Genomic DNA, 18,822 nt, shown 5'->3' with positions numbered 1-18,822 from the left:
TTCCATACAGTATTTCCTGTCGAGAGGTGACGTGTCCACCCTGCCCGCCCGCCATCGCCGCGCCCTTTGCCATAACCTGTACCTGAGCCTCTTCCTGGCCGTCGTGCTGTGCGGCTGCGCCAGTGCGCGCACCGACCTGGCGCAAGTGCGCGCCCTGGCCGCCGGCACCGATGCCTTGACGGCCTTCGGCGAACTGTCGCAGCGCCACGTGGACAGCTACCAGCGCGCCCGCCCCTATCTGTCGCCCGCCGAAGACGCGCGCGAACGCCTGCTCGATGCGCAGCGCCGCGCCGCGCAAGCGGACGTCGCGCGCCTGGCGCAGGCCGTGCGCCTGTATCTGCAGGCGCTGGGCCGGCTGGCGAATGCCGATGCGTACGACGTGCAGCCGGAACTGGCCGGCGCCGGCGCCGCCATCCGCGCCTGGCCGGGCAGCGGCATCGACGACCGTCATGTCAGCGCCTACACCCTGTTGCTGCAGCAACTGTCGCGCCTGGGCGGCGCGGCCAGCCAGCAGGCGCACCTGGCGCAAGTGCTGCACGACGGCGACGCGCCGCTGCAAGCCCTGCTGGCCGCGCTCGACAGCTTGCTGGCGCTGTACGACAAAAGCGGCGACAACGAGCGCGACATGGTGCTCGGCTTGCTCGACGTGGAAATCGCGTTTGCTGACACGCCGCAGCAGCGCCTGCTGGCCGTGCTGGCGAAAACCATGCAGCAAAGTAAAACCGAAGAATACCGGCTGCTTGGCTTGCGCCACACGCTGGCGCGCCGGCAACTGGCGGCACTAGCGCGCGACCACGCACAGCTGGCCGCCGCCCTCACCACCACGGAGGCAAGATGGACGGATCGGTAGGCAGGAGCAGCGGCAGCGAACGCCGCGAAGCGGCTCTCAGCAGCGCCATGCGCGTCGAGCAACTGGCCGACAGCCTGTCGCAGGCGGCCGTCACCTTGCACGGCGCCGTCATGCGCGCTATCCGCAAGCGCGCCAGCCAGGGAGAAAACGGCATCAGCCACAGCCAGGCACAAGCCGTCTTCGCCCTGGAAGTAGCCTTGCGCCAGCAAGCCAACCAGCTGTATGCCGATGCCGCCGGCCATACGGTAATGGGCCTGGAAACGGCGCAGCGCCAGCTCAGCGGCCTGCTCGACACGGTGCGCCTGCGCATCGCCCGCAACGACGATGTGCGGCACTGGATCAGCCTGTCGACGAGTTTGTTACATCTGGGCAGTGCCGTCCTGGCCGGCAATCCCGAGCGCATCCTCAGCACGCTGGGCAAGGTGCGTGAGCGGCTGCAAGAGATGGCGCCGGACTGATTGAAATCGGCCGGCGAGCGCCTATACTGGGACGTCCCCGCCTGGCAATCGTGCCTGCGGGGCGATTGCCAGAGGAGACCAACATGCGTATCGAACCGTATTTGCAATTCAATGGAAACTGCGCGCAAGCGCTGGAATACTACCGGCAGCACCTGCATGGCACAGACCTGTGCCTGATGCCGTTCCGCGGCTCGCCGGGCCAGGAGCAAGTCAAGGAAGACTGGTATGACAAGATCATGCACGGCTCCGTGCAGCTGGGCCCCACCATGCTGATGGGCTCGGACGGCGGCTGCGACGAGGGTGCCAAGGGCATGAGCGGCAGCTCGATCTGCCTGACCGTCGATACGCAGGAAGAGGCGGAACGGGCCTTCGCCGCGCTGGCGCGTGACGGCAACATCCAGATGCCCATGGAAGAAACGTTTTGGGCCAAACGCTTCGGCATGCTGAAAGACCAGTTCGGCGTGGCCTGGATGGTCAACTGCCTGAAAGAGCCAGCATAGAACAGCCCGCGCCTGCCTGCGCCGCGTCAAACGCGGCGCGGGTAGTAGCGCAAGCAGAAGCGCCCATCCTGGACTACCATAGAGGAGAGACTCCTATCGGGGACAGCCATGAATGGATTGCCGCAAGACCAGCTACAGCGCCTGCAAGGCGTGCTGGAGCAACGCAAGCTGGCGTTGCTGGAACAGATAGAGAACGAAGCGGCCGAAGCGGACGCGCGCGCCTCGCTGCTCAATGAAATCGAAGCCTCGCCGGCCGACAACGCCAGCGTGCGCACCTTGAACGCCCTCGTCAGCGAAGCGGCCGAGCACAATCAGGCGCAACTGGCCATCATCAAGCATGCGCTGGCCAAGTTCGCCGACGGCAGCTACGGCCTGTGCGACAACTGCGGCGAAGCCATCGGCCTGTCGCGCCTGAACGCCCGCCCTGAAGCGCGCCTGTGCATCGATTGCCAGACGCGGCTGGAAAAGGCACGGCGCGCCATACCATGACCCTAGCTTAACGGCGGCACGACAACAAAGGGCAAGGCATCGCTGCCCTGCCCCCTGTTTTCCAGCGTAATTACCATGCTGCCTGCCGTCCTCCGCCAGCGTCTATGCGCCGGCTGGGTGGACGGGTCTCCTCTACTGCCATTGCCTCTATGCAAGCTGTACGCTTGCTTAACTCATGTGCTGTCCGCCATTGATGGCGATGTTTGCGCCCGTGACGAATGCCGCCTCGTCGGACGCCAGGTAAGCGACCAGGGCCGCCACCTCGTCCGGCTCGCCCAGGCGGCCCAGGGGGATTTGCGGCAGGATCTTCGTTTCCAGGATATCGGCCGGCACGGCCGTCACCATCTGCGTGCGCAGGTAGCCGGGCGACACGGTGTTGACGGTGATGCCGTGGCGCGCCACTTCCAGCGCCAGCGCCTTGCTGAAGCCATGCACACCGGCCTTGGCGGCCGCGTAGTTGCACTGGCCAAACGCGCCCTTCTGGCCATTGACGGACGAGATATTGATGATGCGTCCCCATTTCTTTTCCAGCATGGGTTCCAGCACCTGCTTGCTCATGTTGAACAGGCTGTCGAGATTGGTCCGCATCACCTCGGACCAGTGCGGCAACTCCATCTTGCGCATGCTCTGGTCGCGCGTGATGCCGGCGTTATTGACCAGCACATCGATGCGGCCGAACTGCGCCAGCACCTTGCCGACGGCTTCGCTGCAGGCAGCAAAGTCCGTCACGTCAAGGGCCAGCGGGTGAAAATAATACTGCTGCGCCTGCTGCTCGTCGAGCCAGCTTTCCACCCGCGTGTTGCCCGGCGTATGCGCCGCCACGACGGCAAAGCCCGCCGCATGCAGGCGCCGGCACAAGGCCGTGCCCAGGCCGCCCATGCCGCCCGTGACCAGCGCTACCTTTTGTTCCTTCATGACTGTCTCTCCCCGCTTGTTATGGTTGTTCTGCGTGGCATCAAGTGTAGGAGCAGTTTTTATTGCCAGCCTTGCGCCAGATCAAGTGCCCAGCCTGGTGCAGTCGTGCGCGGCCGGCGCCCCGGACTGTGCCAGAATGGCCGCTACTGCACAGCGAGAGGACAGGCCATGACGTACAAGACCGTATTGCTCCACATCGACGACAGCGCCGGGCGCGCCGCCCGCATCGAAGCGGCGGCCAGCATCGCCCAGGCGTGCGGCGGCCACCTGACGGGCGTGGCGCTGACGGGCGTGTCGCGCCTGCTGTACCAGCACCAGCCCGACCTCGATGCGGACCCGAACCTGAGCTTGCATCTGAATTTCCTACGCGACCGCGCCACGCGCGCCCTCGACGGTTTCGAGCAACAGGTGCGCGCGGCAGGCGTCGCCTCGTTCGAACAGCGCGTGCTCGACGACGAGGCGGCGGGTGGCATCAGCCTGCTTGCCCGCTATGCGGACCTGGTCGTCATCAGCCAATACAATGCCAAGGATAAATCGCCGTCCGTGATGCGCGACTTTCCCGCCTATGTGCTGCTGCATTCGGGCCGGCCCGTGCTGATCGTGCCGTATGCGCCGCCGCTGCCCCTGCTGGCGCCGCCGGCAGCGGCGCGCAATGTGCTCATTTCCTGGAACGCCAGCAAGGAAGCAAGCCGCGCCGTGACCGCCGCCCTTCCCCTGCTGCAGCGCGCCGGGCAAGTCCACGTGGCCATCTTCGACGCCCAGGTGCATGCGGCCGAGCACGGCGAACAGCCGGGCGCGGAACTGGTGCACTACCTGGCGCGCCACGGCGTGGAAGCGCGGCTGCATTTGCTCGATGGGGGTGGCGTGCGGCGCGGCGATATCGGCGAGGCGCTGCTGTCGCAGGCCGCCGACCTGTCGGTCGACTTGCTGGTGATGGGAGCGTATGGCCATTCGCGCCTGCGCGAAACCATCCTCGGTGGCGTCACGCGCACGATTCTGCAGAGCATGACGATCCCCGTGCTGATGGCGCACTAGGCCTTTGCTAAAACGGTCGGGCTAGCCGCCCTGCCAGGGCTGGCTGCGGATCTTTGCCACCTGGCGCTGCGCCAGCCACTGCCACAACTGCAGCGCATCGTCCTGCGGCAGGGCCGACATGTGGCGCGGACTGGCCAGGGCAATTTCGCAATCGCGGTCCGACCATTCCTCGAAAGTGACTTCGCCTCCGCTAGCGACTTCGACCTGATACATCAAGCCATCGTCGTAGCCAAAGCGCAACAAGACGGCGGCCGGGCTGCCATCCGGCGTGACGGCGCCGCCGCGGTACACCTCGGCCAGCGCATCGGCCAGCTGTGCCGGTGAGGGCGCGCAGATGTCGCGCCCATCGGCCCGTGTCAGAATGAACCATGCCTGTGTCATGACGCGCCCTCCTATCCATACTCGTTAGCATGCGAGGCAAGTACTACGGGCAGTCACCTTGGTCCAGTGTCACTTCGGGCGCGCGGAAACTATCCCTGTCGGCATTGTTTACCAATAATTACTCATACTAACAAGGATCATACCTAAATTTCGTGCAGCGCGGAATTTATGCATATGGCACCACAGAGGCGTTGATTCACGCCACCAGCACGGGAATGCTGAGCGGATCGAAGTCATGCCAGTCGCCATTGGCGATCGTGCCTTCCGCTTCCTCGATATGCTCGGCGCCCAGCCGGTGCAGTGTCTCGAGCGCCCGTTCGCGCTCTTCGAGGCCGCCCAGCGCCACGGCGATCAGCATGCCCGGATGGCGCGGCTGGCGGTGATTTTCGCCATGTTTCTCGGGCTCGCCCGCCTCCTTCATCTTGTTGAAACTGTAGAGTGAGCCCACATGGGCGCCCACCAGCGCGCCCACCACCGGCCCCAGCGGCCCCGTCGCCAGCGTGGTGGCCGCGCCGATGCCGGCACCGACGGCGGCACCGACGGCCACGCCCTCGACCACGCCTTCCGGCGTCTCCTTGGCGCCCGGCGAGACGTCGCGGTCGCCGCCGAGCGCATGCAAATCATGCTGGCCCGGCTGGTTGACAAAGAAGGCGCTGATGCGGCTGTCAGGAAAACCCGCCTGGTTCAGGGCGGCGCGCGCGGCGTCTATCTGCTCCTGCAACTGAAAATGACCTGCGATGATGCGTGACATGATACGGCCCTCCTGGTCGGCTGCGGGCGCCCCGTGCGCCACTCCGATAGCGTGCGCCGGACAACGCCAAGATACCGTTCGCTTGCGCACACAGCCCAGAAATCCTCAGGCCGGTGCCCCATATGGGCTGCGGATATCGGCCAGGAATTGCTGTGCGCGCACATGCTGCGGCCGCGCAAAGAATTCGTCGGGCGCGGCCCGTTCCAGCACTTGCCCGTGGTCCATGAACCAGACGCGGTCCGCCACTTCGCGCGCGAAACCCATCTCGTGCGTCACGCACACCATCGTCATGCCGCCGTGGGCCAGGTCGCGCATCACGTGCAGCACCTCGCCCACCATTTCCGGGTCCAGCGCGCTGGTCGGCTCGTCGAACAGCATCAGCGGCGGCTGCATGGCCAGCGCGCGGGCAATCGCCACCCGCTGCTGCTGCCCGCCCGACAAGGCCGCCGGCATGGCGCGCGCCTTGTGCGCCAGGCCCACCCGCTCCAGCAGGGCCAGCGCCCGCTCCTCGGCTTCGCGCCGGGTGAGGCCGCGCAGGCGCTGCGGCGCCAGCGCGCAATTGTCCAGCACGGACAAATGGGGAAACAGGTTGAATTGCTGGAACACAAAACCGATATGCGAGCGGAAGGCATTCACGTCCAGCCCCGGCGCGTGGATATCCTGGCCCGCCACCGCGATGCGCCCTGAGGCGATCGGCTCCAGGCGGTTGATGGTGCGGATCAGGGTCGACTTGCCGGAGCCGGACGGCCCGCACACGACCAGCACCTCGCCCTTGGCGACGTGTTCATTGATCTCGCACAAGGCGTGATAGTCGCCATAGTATTTGTTGACGTTGTCAAAGTTAATCATGCTGCCGCTTTCAGTAGACGCGCCTGACGCCGCTCGAGCCAGAAGGCGGCGCGCGACAGGCTGAAACACAAGACAAAATACGTCATGCCCAGCAGGAAATACACTTGCACGGGCTTGGTCAGCACGAGGCCGTTCACTTGCGAAGCGATGAACGACACCTCGGCCAGGCCGATGATGTAGCCAAGCGAGGTTTCCTTGATGGTCGAGACGAACTGGTTGAGCAGCGAGGGCAGCATGTGGCGCAGCGCCTGCGGCAGCACCACCGAGCGCATGCTGTCCAGATAGTTCAAGCCCAGCGAGCGGGCCGCCTCCACCTGCCCGCGCGGCACGGCTTGCACGCCGGCGCGCACAATTTCCGCCAGATAAATGCCGTCGAAGATGACGAGGGCGGCCAGCATGGTACCGAATTGCCCGCTTTCATGTCCCGTGATGCTGGGCAGGAAGAAATACGCCCAGAAAATCACCAGCAGCAAGGGGATGCCCCGCACCACGTGGATCAGTACGGCGACGGGCCAGCGCAGCAGGCGCCAGGGACTCAGGCGCGCCAGGCCCAGCAGCAGGCCGAACGGCAGGCTCAGCACCAGCGCCAGGCTGGCCAGCACGACCGTCAGCGCCAGGCCGCCCAGCGGCCCCTCGGGATAGCGTCCCACGAGGAAATACAGCCAGTAATCATGGAGGAGTTCCAGCATCAGGACACCTTCTTTTGCAGCAAGGCCGCCAGGCCGGCGATCAGCAGCGAGACGGCCAGGTAGGCCGCGCTGGCGAAGACGAAGGCATCGACGCTGCGGAACGAGGCCGCTTCCACGCGCTGCGTCTGGTACATCAGCTCGGCCACGCCGATGACGGTGGCGATGCTGGTGTTTTGCCACAGGGTCAGGGTTTGCGACAGCAGCGGCGGCGCGGCCAGCCGCAGCGCCTGCGGCAAGATGCACAGGCGCATGGTGGCAAGAAAACTGAAACCCAGCGCCCGGCCCGCCTCGAATTGCTGGGCGGGTATGACGCGGATGCCGCTGCGGATGTCTTCCGCCATGTAGGCGGCCGTATATAAAGTCAGGGCCGTGACGGCGCTGGCGGCTTCGATATTGCCGGCATACAAACGCTCCTTCCACGCATCGGGCAGCAATTCGGGCGCGCCGAAATACCAGAACAGGAAGTGGGCCAGCAAGGGCACGTTGCGGATCAGCTCGACATACGCGGCGCCCAGGCCATTGAGCAGGCGCGACGGGGCCAGCCGCAGCATGGCCACGCCGCAGGCCAGCGGCAAAGACAAGAGCAAGGTAATGCCCATCAGTTGCAAGGACAGCAGCAAGCCGGAAACGAGCCAGTCGCGGTAGTCGCCGGACAGCAAAAAGGTCAGATCAAACATGCGGAAGCGTCAACCGGGGTTCAGGCGTCGATCTTGTCCGATTCAATCTTGAAATTGCGCTTCTGAAATTTCACGTTGCTCGTCGGGCCATACCATTTGAAGAACAGTTTTTCCGCCTCGCCCGATTTTTCCAGTCCGCGCAGCACCTGGTCGACGGCTGTTTTCACGCCCGTCTCGCCCTTGCGGATGCCGAAGGCAAACACTTCCTGACTGATGTTTTGCGGCAGCACAAGGTAATCGTTTTGCGCGGCGCCCAGCTTGGCGTAATTGTTCAGCAAGGAGACTTCATCGTCGACATAGCCAACGCCTTTGCCTTGCTGCAAGCCCAGATAAGCCTGGCCCGCCGTCTCGAACGTCACCACGTCCACGCCGGGCACGGCCTTGCGGATATTCGGTTCCTGCGTGCCGCCCTTGACGGTCAGCACTTTCTTGCCGGCCAGTCCAGCGACCGTCGTAATATGGCTGCTCTTTTTCACCAGCACGCGCTGGCCCGTGTAAAACGTGGACAGCGAAAAATCGACGAGCGCTTCGCGTTCCTTGTTGTGCGTCAAGGACGCCGTCAGGATATCGATGCGGCCCTGCTGCAGTTCGGGAATGCGGGCGGCCACGGCCAGCTGCCTGATTACGGGCTTGACGCCCAGGCCCTGGGCGATGGCGCGGCACAGGTCCACTTCATAGCCGACCAGCTGGCGCGACTTGGCGTCGATGAAACTGTTCGGCTCGTCCGTGCCCAGGGTACCGCAGACCAGCTCGCCCTTCGCCTTGATGGCGGCCAGCTGGTCCGCTTGCGCCACCTGCGTGAAGGCGATGCTGGTGAATAACAGGGCGGCGAAATGAAGGCGGGTCTGCATGGGATTCCTCTGGTGGATAACGAATGCCGCCATTAGACCGCAACGTCATTATTTCCAAAAAGGAATCTTTTCAGCCTTGCTTATGAGTAAATCATGTAAGGCGCTGCCGCCTACCAGTGGGGCGCGTAATTGGGAAACGGCGAGGCCATGTGTTCGGGCTCGACGGGCGGCGCCATCCAGTCGCGCGGATCGACCTTGTAGTACTGCAAGAATTGCGCGTACAGTTCTTCGTGGTGCTCGGCCATCTGGTATGGCTTTTCAAAGAAGGTTTCCGTCGCCACGGCAAAGAATTCGGCGGGATTCGTGGCGCCGTAGTGGTCCATCACGCTGTGCTGCTGATAGATGGCATCGTGGCGCAGGTTGTCGAAGTCGCGCGACAACACGGTGGCCCAGCTGCGGTAGCTCGACACGCTGGGCAGGTAGGGCGCGCCATTCGCGGCGCCCGATTCGCTGTCGAGCTGGTGGGCGAATTCATGCAGCACGACGTTGTGGCCATCGGTCCAGTCGGCCGCACCGCGCTGCACGTGGTCCCAGGCCAGCACCACGCGGCCATCGCCCCAGGATTCGCCCAATAAACCATTGGCCGATGGCGTGACCACGCCGCCCGGCCCCACTTCATCGCGCGTGACGATGAATTCCGTGGGATACACGAGGATGGTGTCGAGTTCCGGATACACCTGGGTCTGACGATTGAGCAGCAGCAAACACGCCTGGCCGGCAATCGTGTAGCGCATCTCGTCCGTGATCTCCAGGCCGCCGCAACCGACGAATTTCTTCTGGTACAGGAATTGCACGACCAGACGGCGCAACTGCTGCTGCAGCGGGGCCGGCATGCGCGGATACACGGGGATATTCTTTTCCAACACGGCCAGGCCTTCCGGCGGCAAGGGCCTGGACAGGGCCCGCTTCAAGCGCCAGCGGGGGAACCATAATGAAAAGACGATGGCGGCCGTGACGAGGGCGATCCACAGCAACGGGTTCATGCGGCGGCCCGTTTCAGGCAGCGCAATGGCGGGGACGATAACAGGGCGGCGTAGGCAGACAAGGACAAGCTCCTTCAAGTGAACCCGCGCGTTGCGGGCAGCAGTCCAGCCCACATGGGGTTGATTAATATCTTTTCAATCCGCCCAGCTCAAAGGGCTTGCCCCAACGCCAAAAGCCGGGTTGTCACCCGGCTTTCGACATGTGTCTGATCATACGAACCACAAACCACGCCTGCCGGCCGTCAAGCGGCCTGCAAGGCGCAAGGTTTATTCGGCCGACTTTTGCTGTGGCGCGCCAAACAGGGCGGCCACCAGCGGATCGCGCGTCACGGGACCGCGGTTGACGCGGATGGCGTAATGCGTGTCATCGGCCAGGATGTGGAAGTGGCGGCCGCTGCCGGCCATGCTTTGCTCGCGCAAGCCGGGACGGTCCTTGCGCGGTGGCGCGCCTTCGCGTTTCGGCTGGACGATGGCGGCCAGGAAGGCGCGCACGCGCTCGGGATCCGGCGTCAGCTGGTACACTGCCTTGCCCAGGTAGGTGGCGGTGCCTTCGATGTAGCGGGCCAGTTCGATCACGCCCGCTTCGCGCAGGTCGCGGATGTATTTGCGGGCGCCCGATGGCGAAAACTTGAGGAACCAGGCGATTTCGTCAGCCAGCATCTCGTGCAGCGACAATTCGCCGATCAGTTTTTGCATGTTTTCGATGCGGCGCAGGGTGGCCGACGTCGAGCGCACGCGCTCGATCGGTGCCATGGAAATAGGATTCATGCGTTCCGGGGGGATAGGTGCTGCGCGTTCGACCATTTGCGAGCCTTTTTCGGGGCTACGAAGTTCCTGGTGCGCTGCCTTTAATTCGCTCTTCACGTGAGACTGAGTCATTGCATGCATTTGAATACTCCTTTTAAACGATTGCCGGTAGCCCGGATTGTTAAGTTCTTGGCAATTTTTATACCAGAACACCACGAATCCTGAGCGTCTGGGCACAGAATGCCATCCTGCTCCGCACTGGTCTGTGCGTTAACGAACATTAGAAGCAAGAAAGTGAAAAATATTGCCTTGCTGAATTATTTCTCTTGAGGCATCTATAAAAGACATTTAAACCGCTGTGCCTCGATGCGCGCACAAAGTGAAATAGCGAACAGAAGCGTCGGCATTCTTGCAATAAATTCAAGCTTCGCGCGCGGCACCCGCCGCCCGCATCGCGCCAAACTTGATACTTTGCAAAGGAACCATCATGAACATGCCTACTCTGCTGGCTGCCGCCGCCCTGATCACCTTGTCCGCCTGCAAAAAACCGGCCGAAGCACCGCTGCCTGAAACGGCGCCCAACCCTGCTTCCGCCCCACAAGTGATGCCCCCTCCCGTCACGCCAGCCGCGCCGGAAACGGGCCCGGGCAGCACGACGCCGCCTGCCCCGCTGACCGATCCGGCCACCGCGCCGGCCCTGCCGCCCGCCACGGCGCCGAAATAAGGCCCGCCAAAGGCGACCGATCAGGCGCCCCTGCGGCGCCGCCCCTACTCCACGGGGGAGTTACGCGTTGCCAGCCTGTTTGCAACGCGTTTTTTTACGATTGGAGTCGGCCGCGCCCTGAAGGTTCACCGGCATGCGGCACCGCAAGCCGGCACCGGATCAGCCAATCAAAATGCGGCAATCCGCACAGTCTTTCCCTTCGCCGTGCGGAAAGACGGAATCTCGTCATTTCCCATTTTCAATAGATTCAAAATTAAACCTTTATAAACAATCACTTGCAATAAACGCCAAAATGCGCTCCACTGGCACGGAAGATGCTTTTATATTTTCATAACCGCCACCAGAGCGGCAGCCTTACCCAATATAAAAACCATCTACCTTTTTTTGGAGACAACAGCATGGCACGCACCTTCCGCATCTCGTCCTTCCTGAACACCAAGGCACTGGCCGTGGCCGTCGCACTGGCCGCGCAATTCCCGCTGGCCGTCCATGCGGCCGACCTGGTCCGTCTGGGCAACCTGAAATTCGCCCATTACGGCGCCGTCGCCTACATGAAGGAAATCGCGCCGAAGTACGACCTGAAAATTGAAGAACGCATCTTCGCCAAGGGCCTCGACATCGTGCCGGCCATGATCGCCGGCGAAATCGACGTGTCCGCCAGCGCGCTGGAAGCGGCCATCACGGGCCGCGCCACGGGCTTGCCCGTGTACCTGGTGGGCGGCTTCGCCAAAGGCGGCGTGCAGATCGTCGGGCGTCCCGACCTGAACATCAAGGATATTGCTGGCCTGAAAGGCAAGAAAGTCGGCGTCACGCGCGGCGGCCCGCAGGAAATCCTGCTGTTTGCCGAATTGACCAAGGCCAAGCTGACCTGGTCCGACAAGCCGGGCAAGGACGTGCAGATCCTGTACATGGGCTACCCTGACCTGAACCAGGCGCTGCTGACCAAGGATATCGACGTCATGAGCCAGTCCGAACCGTACTCGACGCAGGCGATCCACAAGAAATACGGCGCGGCCATCATCAAACCGTATGACACGCCGCTGGGCGAGCCCGTGCGCGCCCTCGTGATGACGGAAAAGATGTACAAGGAAAAGCCGGCCGTGGCCCAGCGCTTCATGGATTGCTTCGTCGCCGCCACGCGGGCGTTTTTGGCCGACCCGAAACTGGCGGAAAAATACGTGCGCGAATCGATGTTCAAGAATCAGATCACGACCGAGGATTACCGCGATGCCATCGACAACGCCATCTTCACGGAAGACATCACGCAAAGCCACGTGCAGCTGACCACCGACTACATGGTGAAATTCGGCGTGGGCCGCATGGCCAAGGCGCCTGCCGCCAAGGATTGGGTCAAGCTGGACCTGCTGGAAAAAGCCAAGAAGTCCTATGTCCCACGCTAACCACGGCCACGCTAATCTGAAAGTATCACGATGAATATGCAAATGATGAAACGCTTCGCGCACGGCGCCGCCGTGCCCGTCGCCGTGCTGCTGTTGTGGCAAGCCATGTCGACCTTCGGCTGGATCAACCCGCAGATCCTGCCCTCGCCCGTGGCCGTGCTGGTGAAGTGGTATGAATACCTGATGCCGATGCAAGCGTACACGCCCGAAGCGGGCAACTACCTGGTGTGGATGTTCTCCGGCGAATTGCCGCACGACGCCTGGGCCAGCCTGTCGCGCGTGCTGGGCGGCTTCGCCATCGGCGCCGGCCTGGCCTTGCCGCTGGGATTGCTGATGGGTACCAACAAGACCATCTACAAACTGTTCGACCCGCTGGTGCAAGTGCTGCGCCCGATTCCGCCGATCGCCTACATTCCGCTGGCCATTTTGTGGTTCGGCCTGGGCAACCCGCCCGCCTTCTTCCTGATCAGCATCGGTTCCTTCTTCCCCGTGCTGATGAATACCATCGCCGGCGTGCGCCAGGTCGACGGCATTTATATTCGCGCCGCACGCAACCTGGGCGCCAGCCAGATGACCATGTTCCGCCGCGTCATCTTGCCGGCCGCCACGCCGTATATCCTGGCCGGCGCGCGCATCGGCATGGGCACGGCCTTCATCGTCGTGATCGTGGCCGAAATGATCGCCGTCAATAGCGGCCTCGGTTTCCGCATCCTCGAAGCGCGCGAGTATTTCTGGTCTGACAAGATTATCGCCGGCATGTTTACCATCGGCCTGTTCGGCCTGGCCATCGATATGGCCATGAATGCCCTGAATAATCATTTGCTGCAGTGGCACCGCGGCCTGGAACACTGAGAGGAACGGCCATGACCACGATCAATATCAATGCAGTCAATAAAATCTTCACCACGGGCGGCGCCGACGTCATCGCCCTGAAGGACATCAACCTGGAAATCGCCAGCGGCGAGTTCATCTGCCTGCTGGGGCCGTCCGGCTGCGGCAAGTCGACCCTCTTGAACGCCATCGCCGGTTTTTCGCAGCCGACGTCGGGCCAGATCCTGGCCGGCGGCAAGCTGATCACCGAACCCGGCCCCGACCGCGGCATGGTGTTCCAGGAATACGCGCTGTTCCCATGGATGACGATTGAAAGCAATATCGCTTTCGGCCTGGAAATCGCCGGCAAGACGCCGGCCGAGATCAAGGAACGGGTCGACATGCTGCTGAGCATGCTGGGCTTGACGGAATTCCGTGCCCGCTACCCGAAAGACTTGTCCGGCGGCATGCGCCAGCGCGTGGCGATTGCCCGCGTGCTGGCCCTCGATTCGCCGATCATGCTGATGGATGAACCGTTCGGCGCGCTCGATGCCTTGACGCGGCGCAACCTGCAAGATGAGTTGCTGAAAATCTGGAAAGTCTTCGGCACCACCATCGTGTTTGTCACGCACTCGATCGAGGAATCGATCTACCTGGCCGACCGCACCATCGTCATGACCTACCGTCCCGGCACCATCAAGCGCGACGTGGCCATCGACCTGCCCCGCCCGCGCGACCCGAGCGACCCCGAGTTCAACCGCCTGAAACGCATGCTGGGCGAGATGGTGATGGAAGAGCAACAAAGGCATCATAATGCGGAGACGATGGCAAGTACGGCAGACTAAGTAATGGGGTCAGACCCGGCGGGTCTGACCCCAGATTGCCCACACACGGGCATAAACATACACACGGAGCACCATGGCATTCGGCAAATGGACCCTGAGACCCGCGCTCGCCCCCCTGCTGGCCGTGGGCTCGCTGGTCGTGCTGACATGGGCCTCGTATGCCTGGGTCAAGCAGCGCCAGCTCGATGAATTGCACCGCACGCTAGATTCGCGCGCGGAACTGTATGCGGCGTCCATCGGCGGCGCCCTGAACAAATACGAATTCCTGCCCCTGGCCGTGGCCCAGAGCGATGCCGTGGCGCAATTGCTGGAGCAGCCCAGCGCCGACAAAGTCACGCAGATCAACGCCTACCTGGTCGACATGAATCGCCGCGCGGGCGCCTTTGCCGTCTACGTGCTCGACGACAAGGGCACGACCCTGGCATCGAGCAACTGGCAAGACCGCAGCTCCTACGTGGGCGTCAATTACGGCTTCCGTCCGTATTTCAAGAACGCCATCGCGGGCGGCATCGGCCGCTTCTACGGCATCGGCTTTTCCACCTTCGAAGCCGGCTACTTCATTTCGCAGCCCGTGCAGCGCGACGGACGCATCATCGGCATCGTCGCCGCTAAGGTCAACCTGGACTGGATCGAGCAATCGTGGCGCACGCCGGGCGCGGGCGAACAGATCTGGGTCAAGGATGCGAATGGCGTGATCATCCTGGCCACCACCCCCGCCTTCAAGTTCAAGACCCTGGCGCCTTTGTCGCCGGCCGCCAAGAAAGACATCAGCGAACAGCGCCAGTTCCTGCAAGAAAATCTGCCCATCCTGCCGCACAAGGTGCAGCGCAAGTTCGCCGATGGCGCCAGCGTGATGACGCTGGAACGCCCGCAGACGAATGACTCCCCCGCCCTGTCCGGCAGTGCCGACAAGGTGAGCTATCTGGCCGTGAACCGCGCGCTGGGCCCGCTGCAATGGCAAATTACCGTGCTGGCCGAGCTCGACCAGGTCGATGAGGCGGCGCGCAACGCGGCCATCGCCGCCGCGCTGGGCTGGGCCTTGCTGCTGCTGGCCCTGATGTATGCGCGCCAGCGCCGGCGCCGCATCGCCGACAAGCTCAATGCGCAGCAGACGCTGGCCCGTGCCTATGAACAGCTGGAAATCAAGGTCGAGCAGCGCACGGCCGACCTCGTCCACGCGAACGGCCGCCTGCAGGCGGAAGTGGCCGAGCGCGAGCGGGCCGAGCAGACCTTGCGCTACGCCCAGGCGGAACTGGTGCAAAGCGGCAAGCTGGCGGCCATCGGCCAGATGGCGGCCGGCGTCACGCACGAGCTGAACCAGCCGCTGGCCGCCCTGCAGACGTTTTCCGACAATGCCAAGGTCTTTTTGGCACGCGGCCAGATCGACGACGCGCTCGACAACCTGTCGACCATTTCCGACCTCGTCAAGCGTCTCGGCTATGTGACGTCGCAACTGAAAGGCTTTGCGCGGCGCAGCGACGATGCCCGCAAGCCCGTCAGCGTACGCCAGGCGTTTGCGCAAACCATGCTGCAAATCCGCACGCGCAAGGGCTCGCAGCGCCTGACCCTGCATGAAAGCTGGCTTGAGGACGACATCATCGTGCTGTGCAACGCCATCGGCCTGGAACAGGTATTTACCAACCTGATCACGAACGCCATGGATGCCGTGCCGGAAGGCGAGCCCGTGCAAATCTGGTTCCAGGTACGGCGCGAAGGCGGCCTCGCCGTGTTGCATATCACCGATAATGGCCCCGGCATCCCGCTGGCCTCGCTCGACAAGATCTTCGATCCCTTCTATACCACCAAGGAACACGGGCTGGGCTTGGGATTGTCGATCAGCGCTGGCATACTGCGCGCGGCCGGCAGCGCCCTGGCCGTGCGCAACCGCAGCGCGCAGGAAGGGGGCGGCGCACAATTTACCATCACCCTGAGCTGCGACCCGGGGGTGAGAGACAAGGAAACATCTGATGCACGAGAATAATTTTGAAGGCATGCAAGTGCTGCTGGTGGAAGACGATGCCGTCGTGCGCAAGGGCGCCCGGCAATCGCTGGAGCTGGCGGGCTTGCAAGTGACGGCCGTTGCCACGGCCGAGGAGGCGCTGCCCTATCTGGTGCCTGAATTTGCCGGCATCTTATTGAGCGATATCAAGCTGCCGGGCATCGACGGCTTGAAACTGCTCGATATCGCCGTGGCGCAGGATGCCAGCCTGCCCGTCATCCTCGTCACGGGCCATGGCGACGTGTCGATGGCCGTGGGTGCCATGCGCCGCGGCGCCTACGATTTCATCGAAAAACCGTTTTCCGCCGACTTGCTGGTGGAAGTGTGCCGCCGCGCCCTGGATAAACGCCACCTGGTGCTGGAAAACATGAACTTGCGCCGCCAGCTCGAGCAGCGCGTCGGCATCGAGGCGCGCATCGTGGGCCGCAGCGCGGCCATGGCCAAGGTGCGCCAGCTGGTGCTGAACCTGGCGCCAAAATCGGCCGACATCATCATCCTCGGCGAAACGGGGACCGGCAAGGAGCTGATCGCCCGTTGCCTGCACGACTTCAGCGAGCGGCGCGACCACCCCTTCGTGGCGATCAACTGCGGCGCCCTGCCCGAGTCGATCTTCGAATCGGAACTGTTCGGCCACGAGGAAGGCGCATTCACGGGCGCGCAGCGCCAGCGCATCGGCAAGATCGAATACGCGAACGGCGGCACCCTGTTCCTCGACGAAATCGAAAGCATGCCGCTGGCCCTGCAAGTGAAACTGCTGCGCGTGCTGCAGGAGCGGCAAGTCGAGCGTCTCGGTTCCAACAAATTGATATCCGTCAATTTCCGCGTCATCGCCGCCGCCAAGGAAGACCTCAATGTGCTGGCCGAGCAGGGAAAATTCAGGCCCGACCTGTATTACCGCCTGAACGTGGCCAGCCTCACGCTGCCCGCGCTGCGCAACCGGCGCGAGGATATCCCGCTGCTGTTCGAATTTTTCGTGCTGCAGGCGGCCCTGCGCTATGGCCAGCCGGCCGCGCTCGTCAGCGGCGAACTGATCGCCTCGCTGATGGCGCAGCGCTGGGCCGGCAATGTGCGCGAGCTGCACAACGTGGCCGACCGCTTCGTGCTGGGCCTGCTCGACGACACCCTGAGTCCCGCCGGCTGCCGCGAAGCGTCGCTGGCCGAGCAAGTGGACACCTTCGAGATTTCCATCATCGAGGAAGCCTTGCGCCGCCACAATGGCAACGTCATCGATGCTGCCGCCAGCCTGAATATCCCGAAGAAAACCCTGTACGACAAGCTCAAGCGATTTGACATCTCGACGGAGCAGTTCCGCTAAGGCCTGCGCCACGGCCAGCCATCCCCCCACATCGGGTGGCGGCGGATTCCTACTTACGGGCCAGCCCGCGCGTGGCAGAATCGGTACTCCACTTCATCCGAAGGAGTTCCCATGAAACCATCCGCATTCATGCTCGCGGCCATGCTGCTGGGCAGCGCAGCCGTCCTGGCGCAGGCGCAATCGACCGGCAATAGCAATACCACGTCGAATAACACGGGCAATACCGACACGGCGACACAGCAAAATCCGCAAGTGAACCAGAATGACAAGGCCAAGCCGCGCAAGCACGACAAGAAGCAGGCGAAGAAATCGGGAAAATCGCGCAACCATGACACGACGGGGCAATCGACCAGCGGCACGAATTCGGGTGGCGGCGCCCCTGACAGCGCCGGCCAGTCCGCAGCTAACGCCACGCGCAGCGGCACGCAAGACATGAATGGCAATACGGGTGGCACGGTTCCCCCGGGCACGACAGGTACCACAGGCAATACGGACACGCCGGGCAACGCTGGCACCACCGGCAATGCTGGCAATACTGGCAACACCGGCGTGGTGCCGCCGCGTCCGCCGGGCCGCTAAGCGCGGGCAGTCCGCCCCGGCCATGACGGCGCTGCAAGCCATGCTGCTTCTGCACGGGCTGCTGGGCGGAGCTGACGTGCTGCTCAACCACGAGTTGCTCGTGCGCTTGCCGTCGCGTCCCGGCGCGGCGGCCGAGCAGCGCCTGCACAGCTTGCGCGAAGCCATCTTCGGCCTGCTGTTTCCCTCGCTGGGCCTGTTTGCCTGGCAGGGCTGGCTGGCCTGGTGGCTGGCATTGCTGCTGTTGGCGGAAATCGGCGTTTCGCTGCGCGACACGGTCGTGGAAGGCCGCACGCGCCGCCTGCCCCTGCCCGAGCAGATCCTGCACGTTTTGCTGTTCATCAACCTGGGCGTGATCGCCACCCTGCTGCTGCAGGCGCTGCCCGGCTGGCTTGCCCTGCCATCGGGCGTGCATGCGCTGCCTGCGGACGGCCCCGGCAGCTGGCTGGCGGCCATGGGCGCCATATCGCTGGCATGGAGCATGCGCGATGCCCTGGGCGCCCGGCGCCTGCGCCTGCGCGCGAGCGGCGCAAGAGCGGCTTGAACATTGGCAATACGCCCACACAAGGATGAGGCGTAATCCTACTTGCGCGCACGGGTCCGCGTGTGACAATGCATTCTCGACAGCGGTATCCACCGCCCTCTCACTCTCTTGCACAGGAAGACGCACCATGAAAACCGCCGCTCTCTTGCTGGCCGCCACCCTGATGACCATCGGCGGCGCCTGGGTGCAAGCCCAGTCGACGACGAACGTCAACCAGACGGGCAACCACACCAACAATGCCAACGATCCGGGCCAGCAATCGGACCAATCCGACAAGCTCGACAACAAAGGCAAGCTGATCCACGACGGCAAGAACAACAAGGCGCGCACGGACAAGCGCACACGGCGCGGCAAGCCAACGGCGCCGCCAGCCTCCACACCCGCTGTGCCCAGCATCCCCGTCGCCCCTGCGAAATAGGGTCAGCGCTGCGCCA

The 18,822-nt window shown here is 63.5% G+C and carries 23 protein-coding genes; 14 read left to right on the top strand and 9 right to left on the bottom strand.

Annotated elements, in window-relative coordinates:
• Positions 1 to 31: 31 nt before the first annotated feature.
• The 4 genes from AC1Q6X_RS15565 (at position 32) to AC1Q6X_RS15550 (ending at position 2,297) form a co-directional block, all read left to right on the top strand.
• Positions 32 to 850 carry a hypothetical protein gene (locus tag AC1Q6X_RS15565; protein WP_492497749.1) on the top strand — a complete coding sequence of 273 codons (819 nt, stop codon included), beginning with the start codon at positions 32 to 34 and terminating at the stop codon, positions 848 to 850.
• Positions 835 to 1,308, top strand: coding sequence for a hypothetical protein (locus tag AC1Q6X_RS15560; RefSeq protein ID WP_083287293.1), 474 nt, complete (start codon positions 835 to 837; stop codon positions 1,306 to 1,308). Before AC1Q6X_RS15565 ends, AC1Q6X_RS15560 begins: the two co-directional genes overlap by 16 nt.
• 83 nt (positions 1,309 to 1,391) lie before the next feature.
• Positions 1,392 to 1,808, top strand: a complete 417-nt coding sequence (locus AC1Q6X_RS15555) for a VOC family protein (RefSeq protein ID WP_492497748.1) — start codon at positions 1,392 to 1,394, stop codon at positions 1,806 to 1,808.
• 108 nt (positions 1,809 to 1,916) lie between these two features.
• Positions 1,917 to 2,297 carry a TraR/DksA family transcriptional regulator gene (locus AC1Q6X_RS15550; RefSeq protein WP_070291327.1) on the top strand — a complete coding sequence of 127 codons (381 nt, stop codon included), beginning with the start codon at positions 1,917 to 1,919 and terminating at the stop codon, positions 2,295 to 2,297.
• A gap of 168 nt (positions 2,298 to 2,465) precedes the next feature.
• On the opposite strand, the gene phbB is transcribed toward AC1Q6X_RS15550, so the two are convergent.
• Positions 2,466 to 3,212, bottom strand: coding sequence for an acetoacetyl-CoA reductase (gene phbB / locus AC1Q6X_RS15545; protein ID WP_070224945.1), 747 nt, complete (start codon positions 3,210 to 3,212; stop codon positions 2,466 to 2,468).
• A gap of 168 nt (positions 3,213 to 3,380) precedes the next feature.
• Between phbB and AC1Q6X_RS15540 the strand changes: the two genes are divergently transcribed.
• A complete protein-coding gene (locus AC1Q6X_RS15540; RefSeq protein ID WP_070291328.1) occupies positions 3,381 to 4,247 on the top strand; it encodes a universal stress protein in 867 nt (288 codons plus the stop codon).
• Positions 4,248 to 4,268: 21 nt separating this feature from the next.
• On the opposite strand, the gene AC1Q6X_RS15535 is transcribed toward AC1Q6X_RS15540, so the two are convergent.
• The 8 genes from AC1Q6X_RS15535 to AC1Q6X_RS15500 all read right to left on the bottom strand — a co-directional run bounded on the left by AC1Q6X_RS15535 (position 4,269) and on the right by AC1Q6X_RS15500 (position 10,196).
• Complete coding sequence (locus AC1Q6X_RS15535) at positions 4,269 to 4,628, bottom strand: hypothetical protein (RefSeq protein WP_070224943.1); 360 nt, start codon at positions 4,626 to 4,628, stop codon at positions 4,269 to 4,271.
• Positions 4,629 to 4,824: 196 nt separating this feature from the next.
• On the bottom strand, positions 4,825 to 5,379 hold the full coding sequence (locus tag AC1Q6X_RS15530) for a glycine zipper domain-containing protein (protein ID WP_070224942.1): 555 nt from the start codon (positions 5,377 to 5,379) through the stop codon (positions 4,825 to 4,827).
• 105 nt (positions 5,380 to 5,484) lie between these two features.
• A complete protein-coding gene (locus tag AC1Q6X_RS15525) occupies positions 5,485 to 6,228 on the bottom strand; it encodes an amino acid ABC transporter ATP-binding protein (RefSeq protein WP_492497747.1) in 744 nt (247 codons plus the stop codon).
• Entirely contained in the window at positions 6,225 to 6,917 is a 693-nt protein-coding gene (locus AC1Q6X_RS15520) for an amino acid ABC transporter permease (RefSeq protein WP_492497746.1), read from the bottom strand. The genes AC1Q6X_RS15525 and AC1Q6X_RS15520 overlap by 4 nt, the downstream gene beginning before the upstream one ends.
• Complete coding sequence (locus AC1Q6X_RS15515) at positions 6,917 to 7,594, bottom strand: amino acid ABC transporter permease (RefSeq protein ID WP_492497745.1); 678 nt, start codon at positions 7,592 to 7,594, stop codon at positions 6,917 to 6,919. The genes AC1Q6X_RS15520 and AC1Q6X_RS15515 overlap by 1 nt, the downstream gene beginning before the upstream one ends.
• 20 nt (positions 7,595 to 7,614) lie before the next feature.
• On the bottom strand, positions 7,615 to 8,445 hold the full coding sequence (locus AC1Q6X_RS15510; protein ID WP_492497744.1) for a transporter substrate-binding domain-containing protein: 831 nt from the start codon (positions 8,443 to 8,445) through the stop codon (positions 7,615 to 7,617).
• 110 nt (positions 8,446 to 8,555) lie between these two features.
• Positions 8,556 to 9,428: a M90 family metallopeptidase gene (locus tag AC1Q6X_RS15505; RefSeq protein WP_070291333.1), complete on the bottom strand. Its 873-nt coding sequence runs from the start codon at positions 9,426 to 9,428 to the stop codon at positions 8,556 to 8,558.
• Between the two features lie 267 nt (positions 9,429 to 9,695).
• Entirely contained in the window at positions 9,696 to 10,196 is a 501-nt protein-coding gene (locus AC1Q6X_RS15500) for a winged helix-turn-helix domain-containing protein (protein ID WP_223278908.1), read from the bottom strand.
• Between the two features lie 466 nt (positions 10,197 to 10,662).
• On the opposite strand from AC1Q6X_RS15500, the gene AC1Q6X_RS15495 reads away from it, so the two are divergent.
• The 9 genes from AC1Q6X_RS15495 (at position 10,663) to AC1Q6X_RS15455 (ending at position 18,806) form a co-directional block, all read left to right on the top strand.
• Positions 10,663 to 10,899, top strand: a complete 237-nt coding sequence (locus tag AC1Q6X_RS15495) for a hypothetical protein (protein WP_070224936.1) — start codon at positions 10,663 to 10,665, stop codon at positions 10,897 to 10,899.
• Between the two features lie 398 nt (positions 10,900 to 11,297).
• Positions 11,298 to 12,299, top strand: a complete 1,002-nt coding sequence (locus AC1Q6X_RS15490) for an ABC transporter substrate-binding protein (RefSeq protein WP_070224935.1) — start codon at positions 11,298 to 11,300, stop codon at positions 12,297 to 12,299.
• 42 nt (positions 12,300 to 12,341) lie between these two features.
• Entirely contained in the window at positions 12,342 to 13,151 is an 810-nt protein-coding gene (locus AC1Q6X_RS15485) for an ABC transporter permease (RefSeq protein ID WP_373631952.1), read from the top strand.
• A gap of 11 nt (positions 13,152 to 13,162) precedes the next feature.
• On the top strand, positions 13,163 to 13,954 hold the full coding sequence (locus AC1Q6X_RS15480) for an ABC transporter ATP-binding protein (RefSeq protein ID WP_034786306.1): 792 nt from the start codon (positions 13,163 to 13,165) through the stop codon (positions 13,952 to 13,954).
• A gap of 73 nt (positions 13,955 to 14,027) precedes the next feature.
• Positions 14,028 to 15,935: a sensor histidine kinase gene (locus AC1Q6X_RS15475; protein ID WP_492497743.1), complete on the top strand. Its 1,908-nt coding sequence runs from the start codon at positions 14,028 to 14,030 to the stop codon at positions 15,933 to 15,935.
• On the top strand, positions 15,922 to 17,268 hold the full coding sequence (locus AC1Q6X_RS15470) for a sigma-54-dependent transcriptional regulator (protein WP_081368342.1): 1,347 nt from the start codon (positions 15,922 to 15,924) through the stop codon (positions 17,266 to 17,268). The genes AC1Q6X_RS15475 and AC1Q6X_RS15470 overlap by 14 nt, the downstream gene beginning before the upstream one ends.
• Before the next feature lie 111 nt (positions 17,269 to 17,379).
• Positions 17,380 to 17,847 carry a hypothetical protein gene (locus tag AC1Q6X_RS15465; protein ID WP_492497742.1) on the top strand — a complete coding sequence of 156 codons (468 nt, stop codon included), beginning with the start codon at positions 17,380 to 17,382 and terminating at the stop codon, positions 17,845 to 17,847.
• Between the two features lie 40 nt (positions 17,848 to 17,887).
• Positions 17,888 to 18,388 (top strand): hypothetical protein, encoded by a 501-nt coding sequence (locus AC1Q6X_RS15460; RefSeq protein ID WP_492497741.1) that lies wholly within the window; start codon positions 17,888 to 17,890, stop codon positions 18,386 to 18,388.
• A gap of 127 nt (positions 18,389 to 18,515) precedes the next feature.
• Complete coding sequence (locus AC1Q6X_RS15455; protein WP_492497740.1) at positions 18,516 to 18,806, top strand: hypothetical protein; 291 nt, start codon at positions 18,516 to 18,518, stop codon at positions 18,804 to 18,806.
• Positions 18,807 to 18,822 lie beyond the last annotated feature (16 nt).

This window comes from Janthinobacterium sp. GW823-FHT06H09 (assembly GCF_058794735.1).
This window is presented reverse-complemented; position numbering and strand designations above follow the sequence as displayed.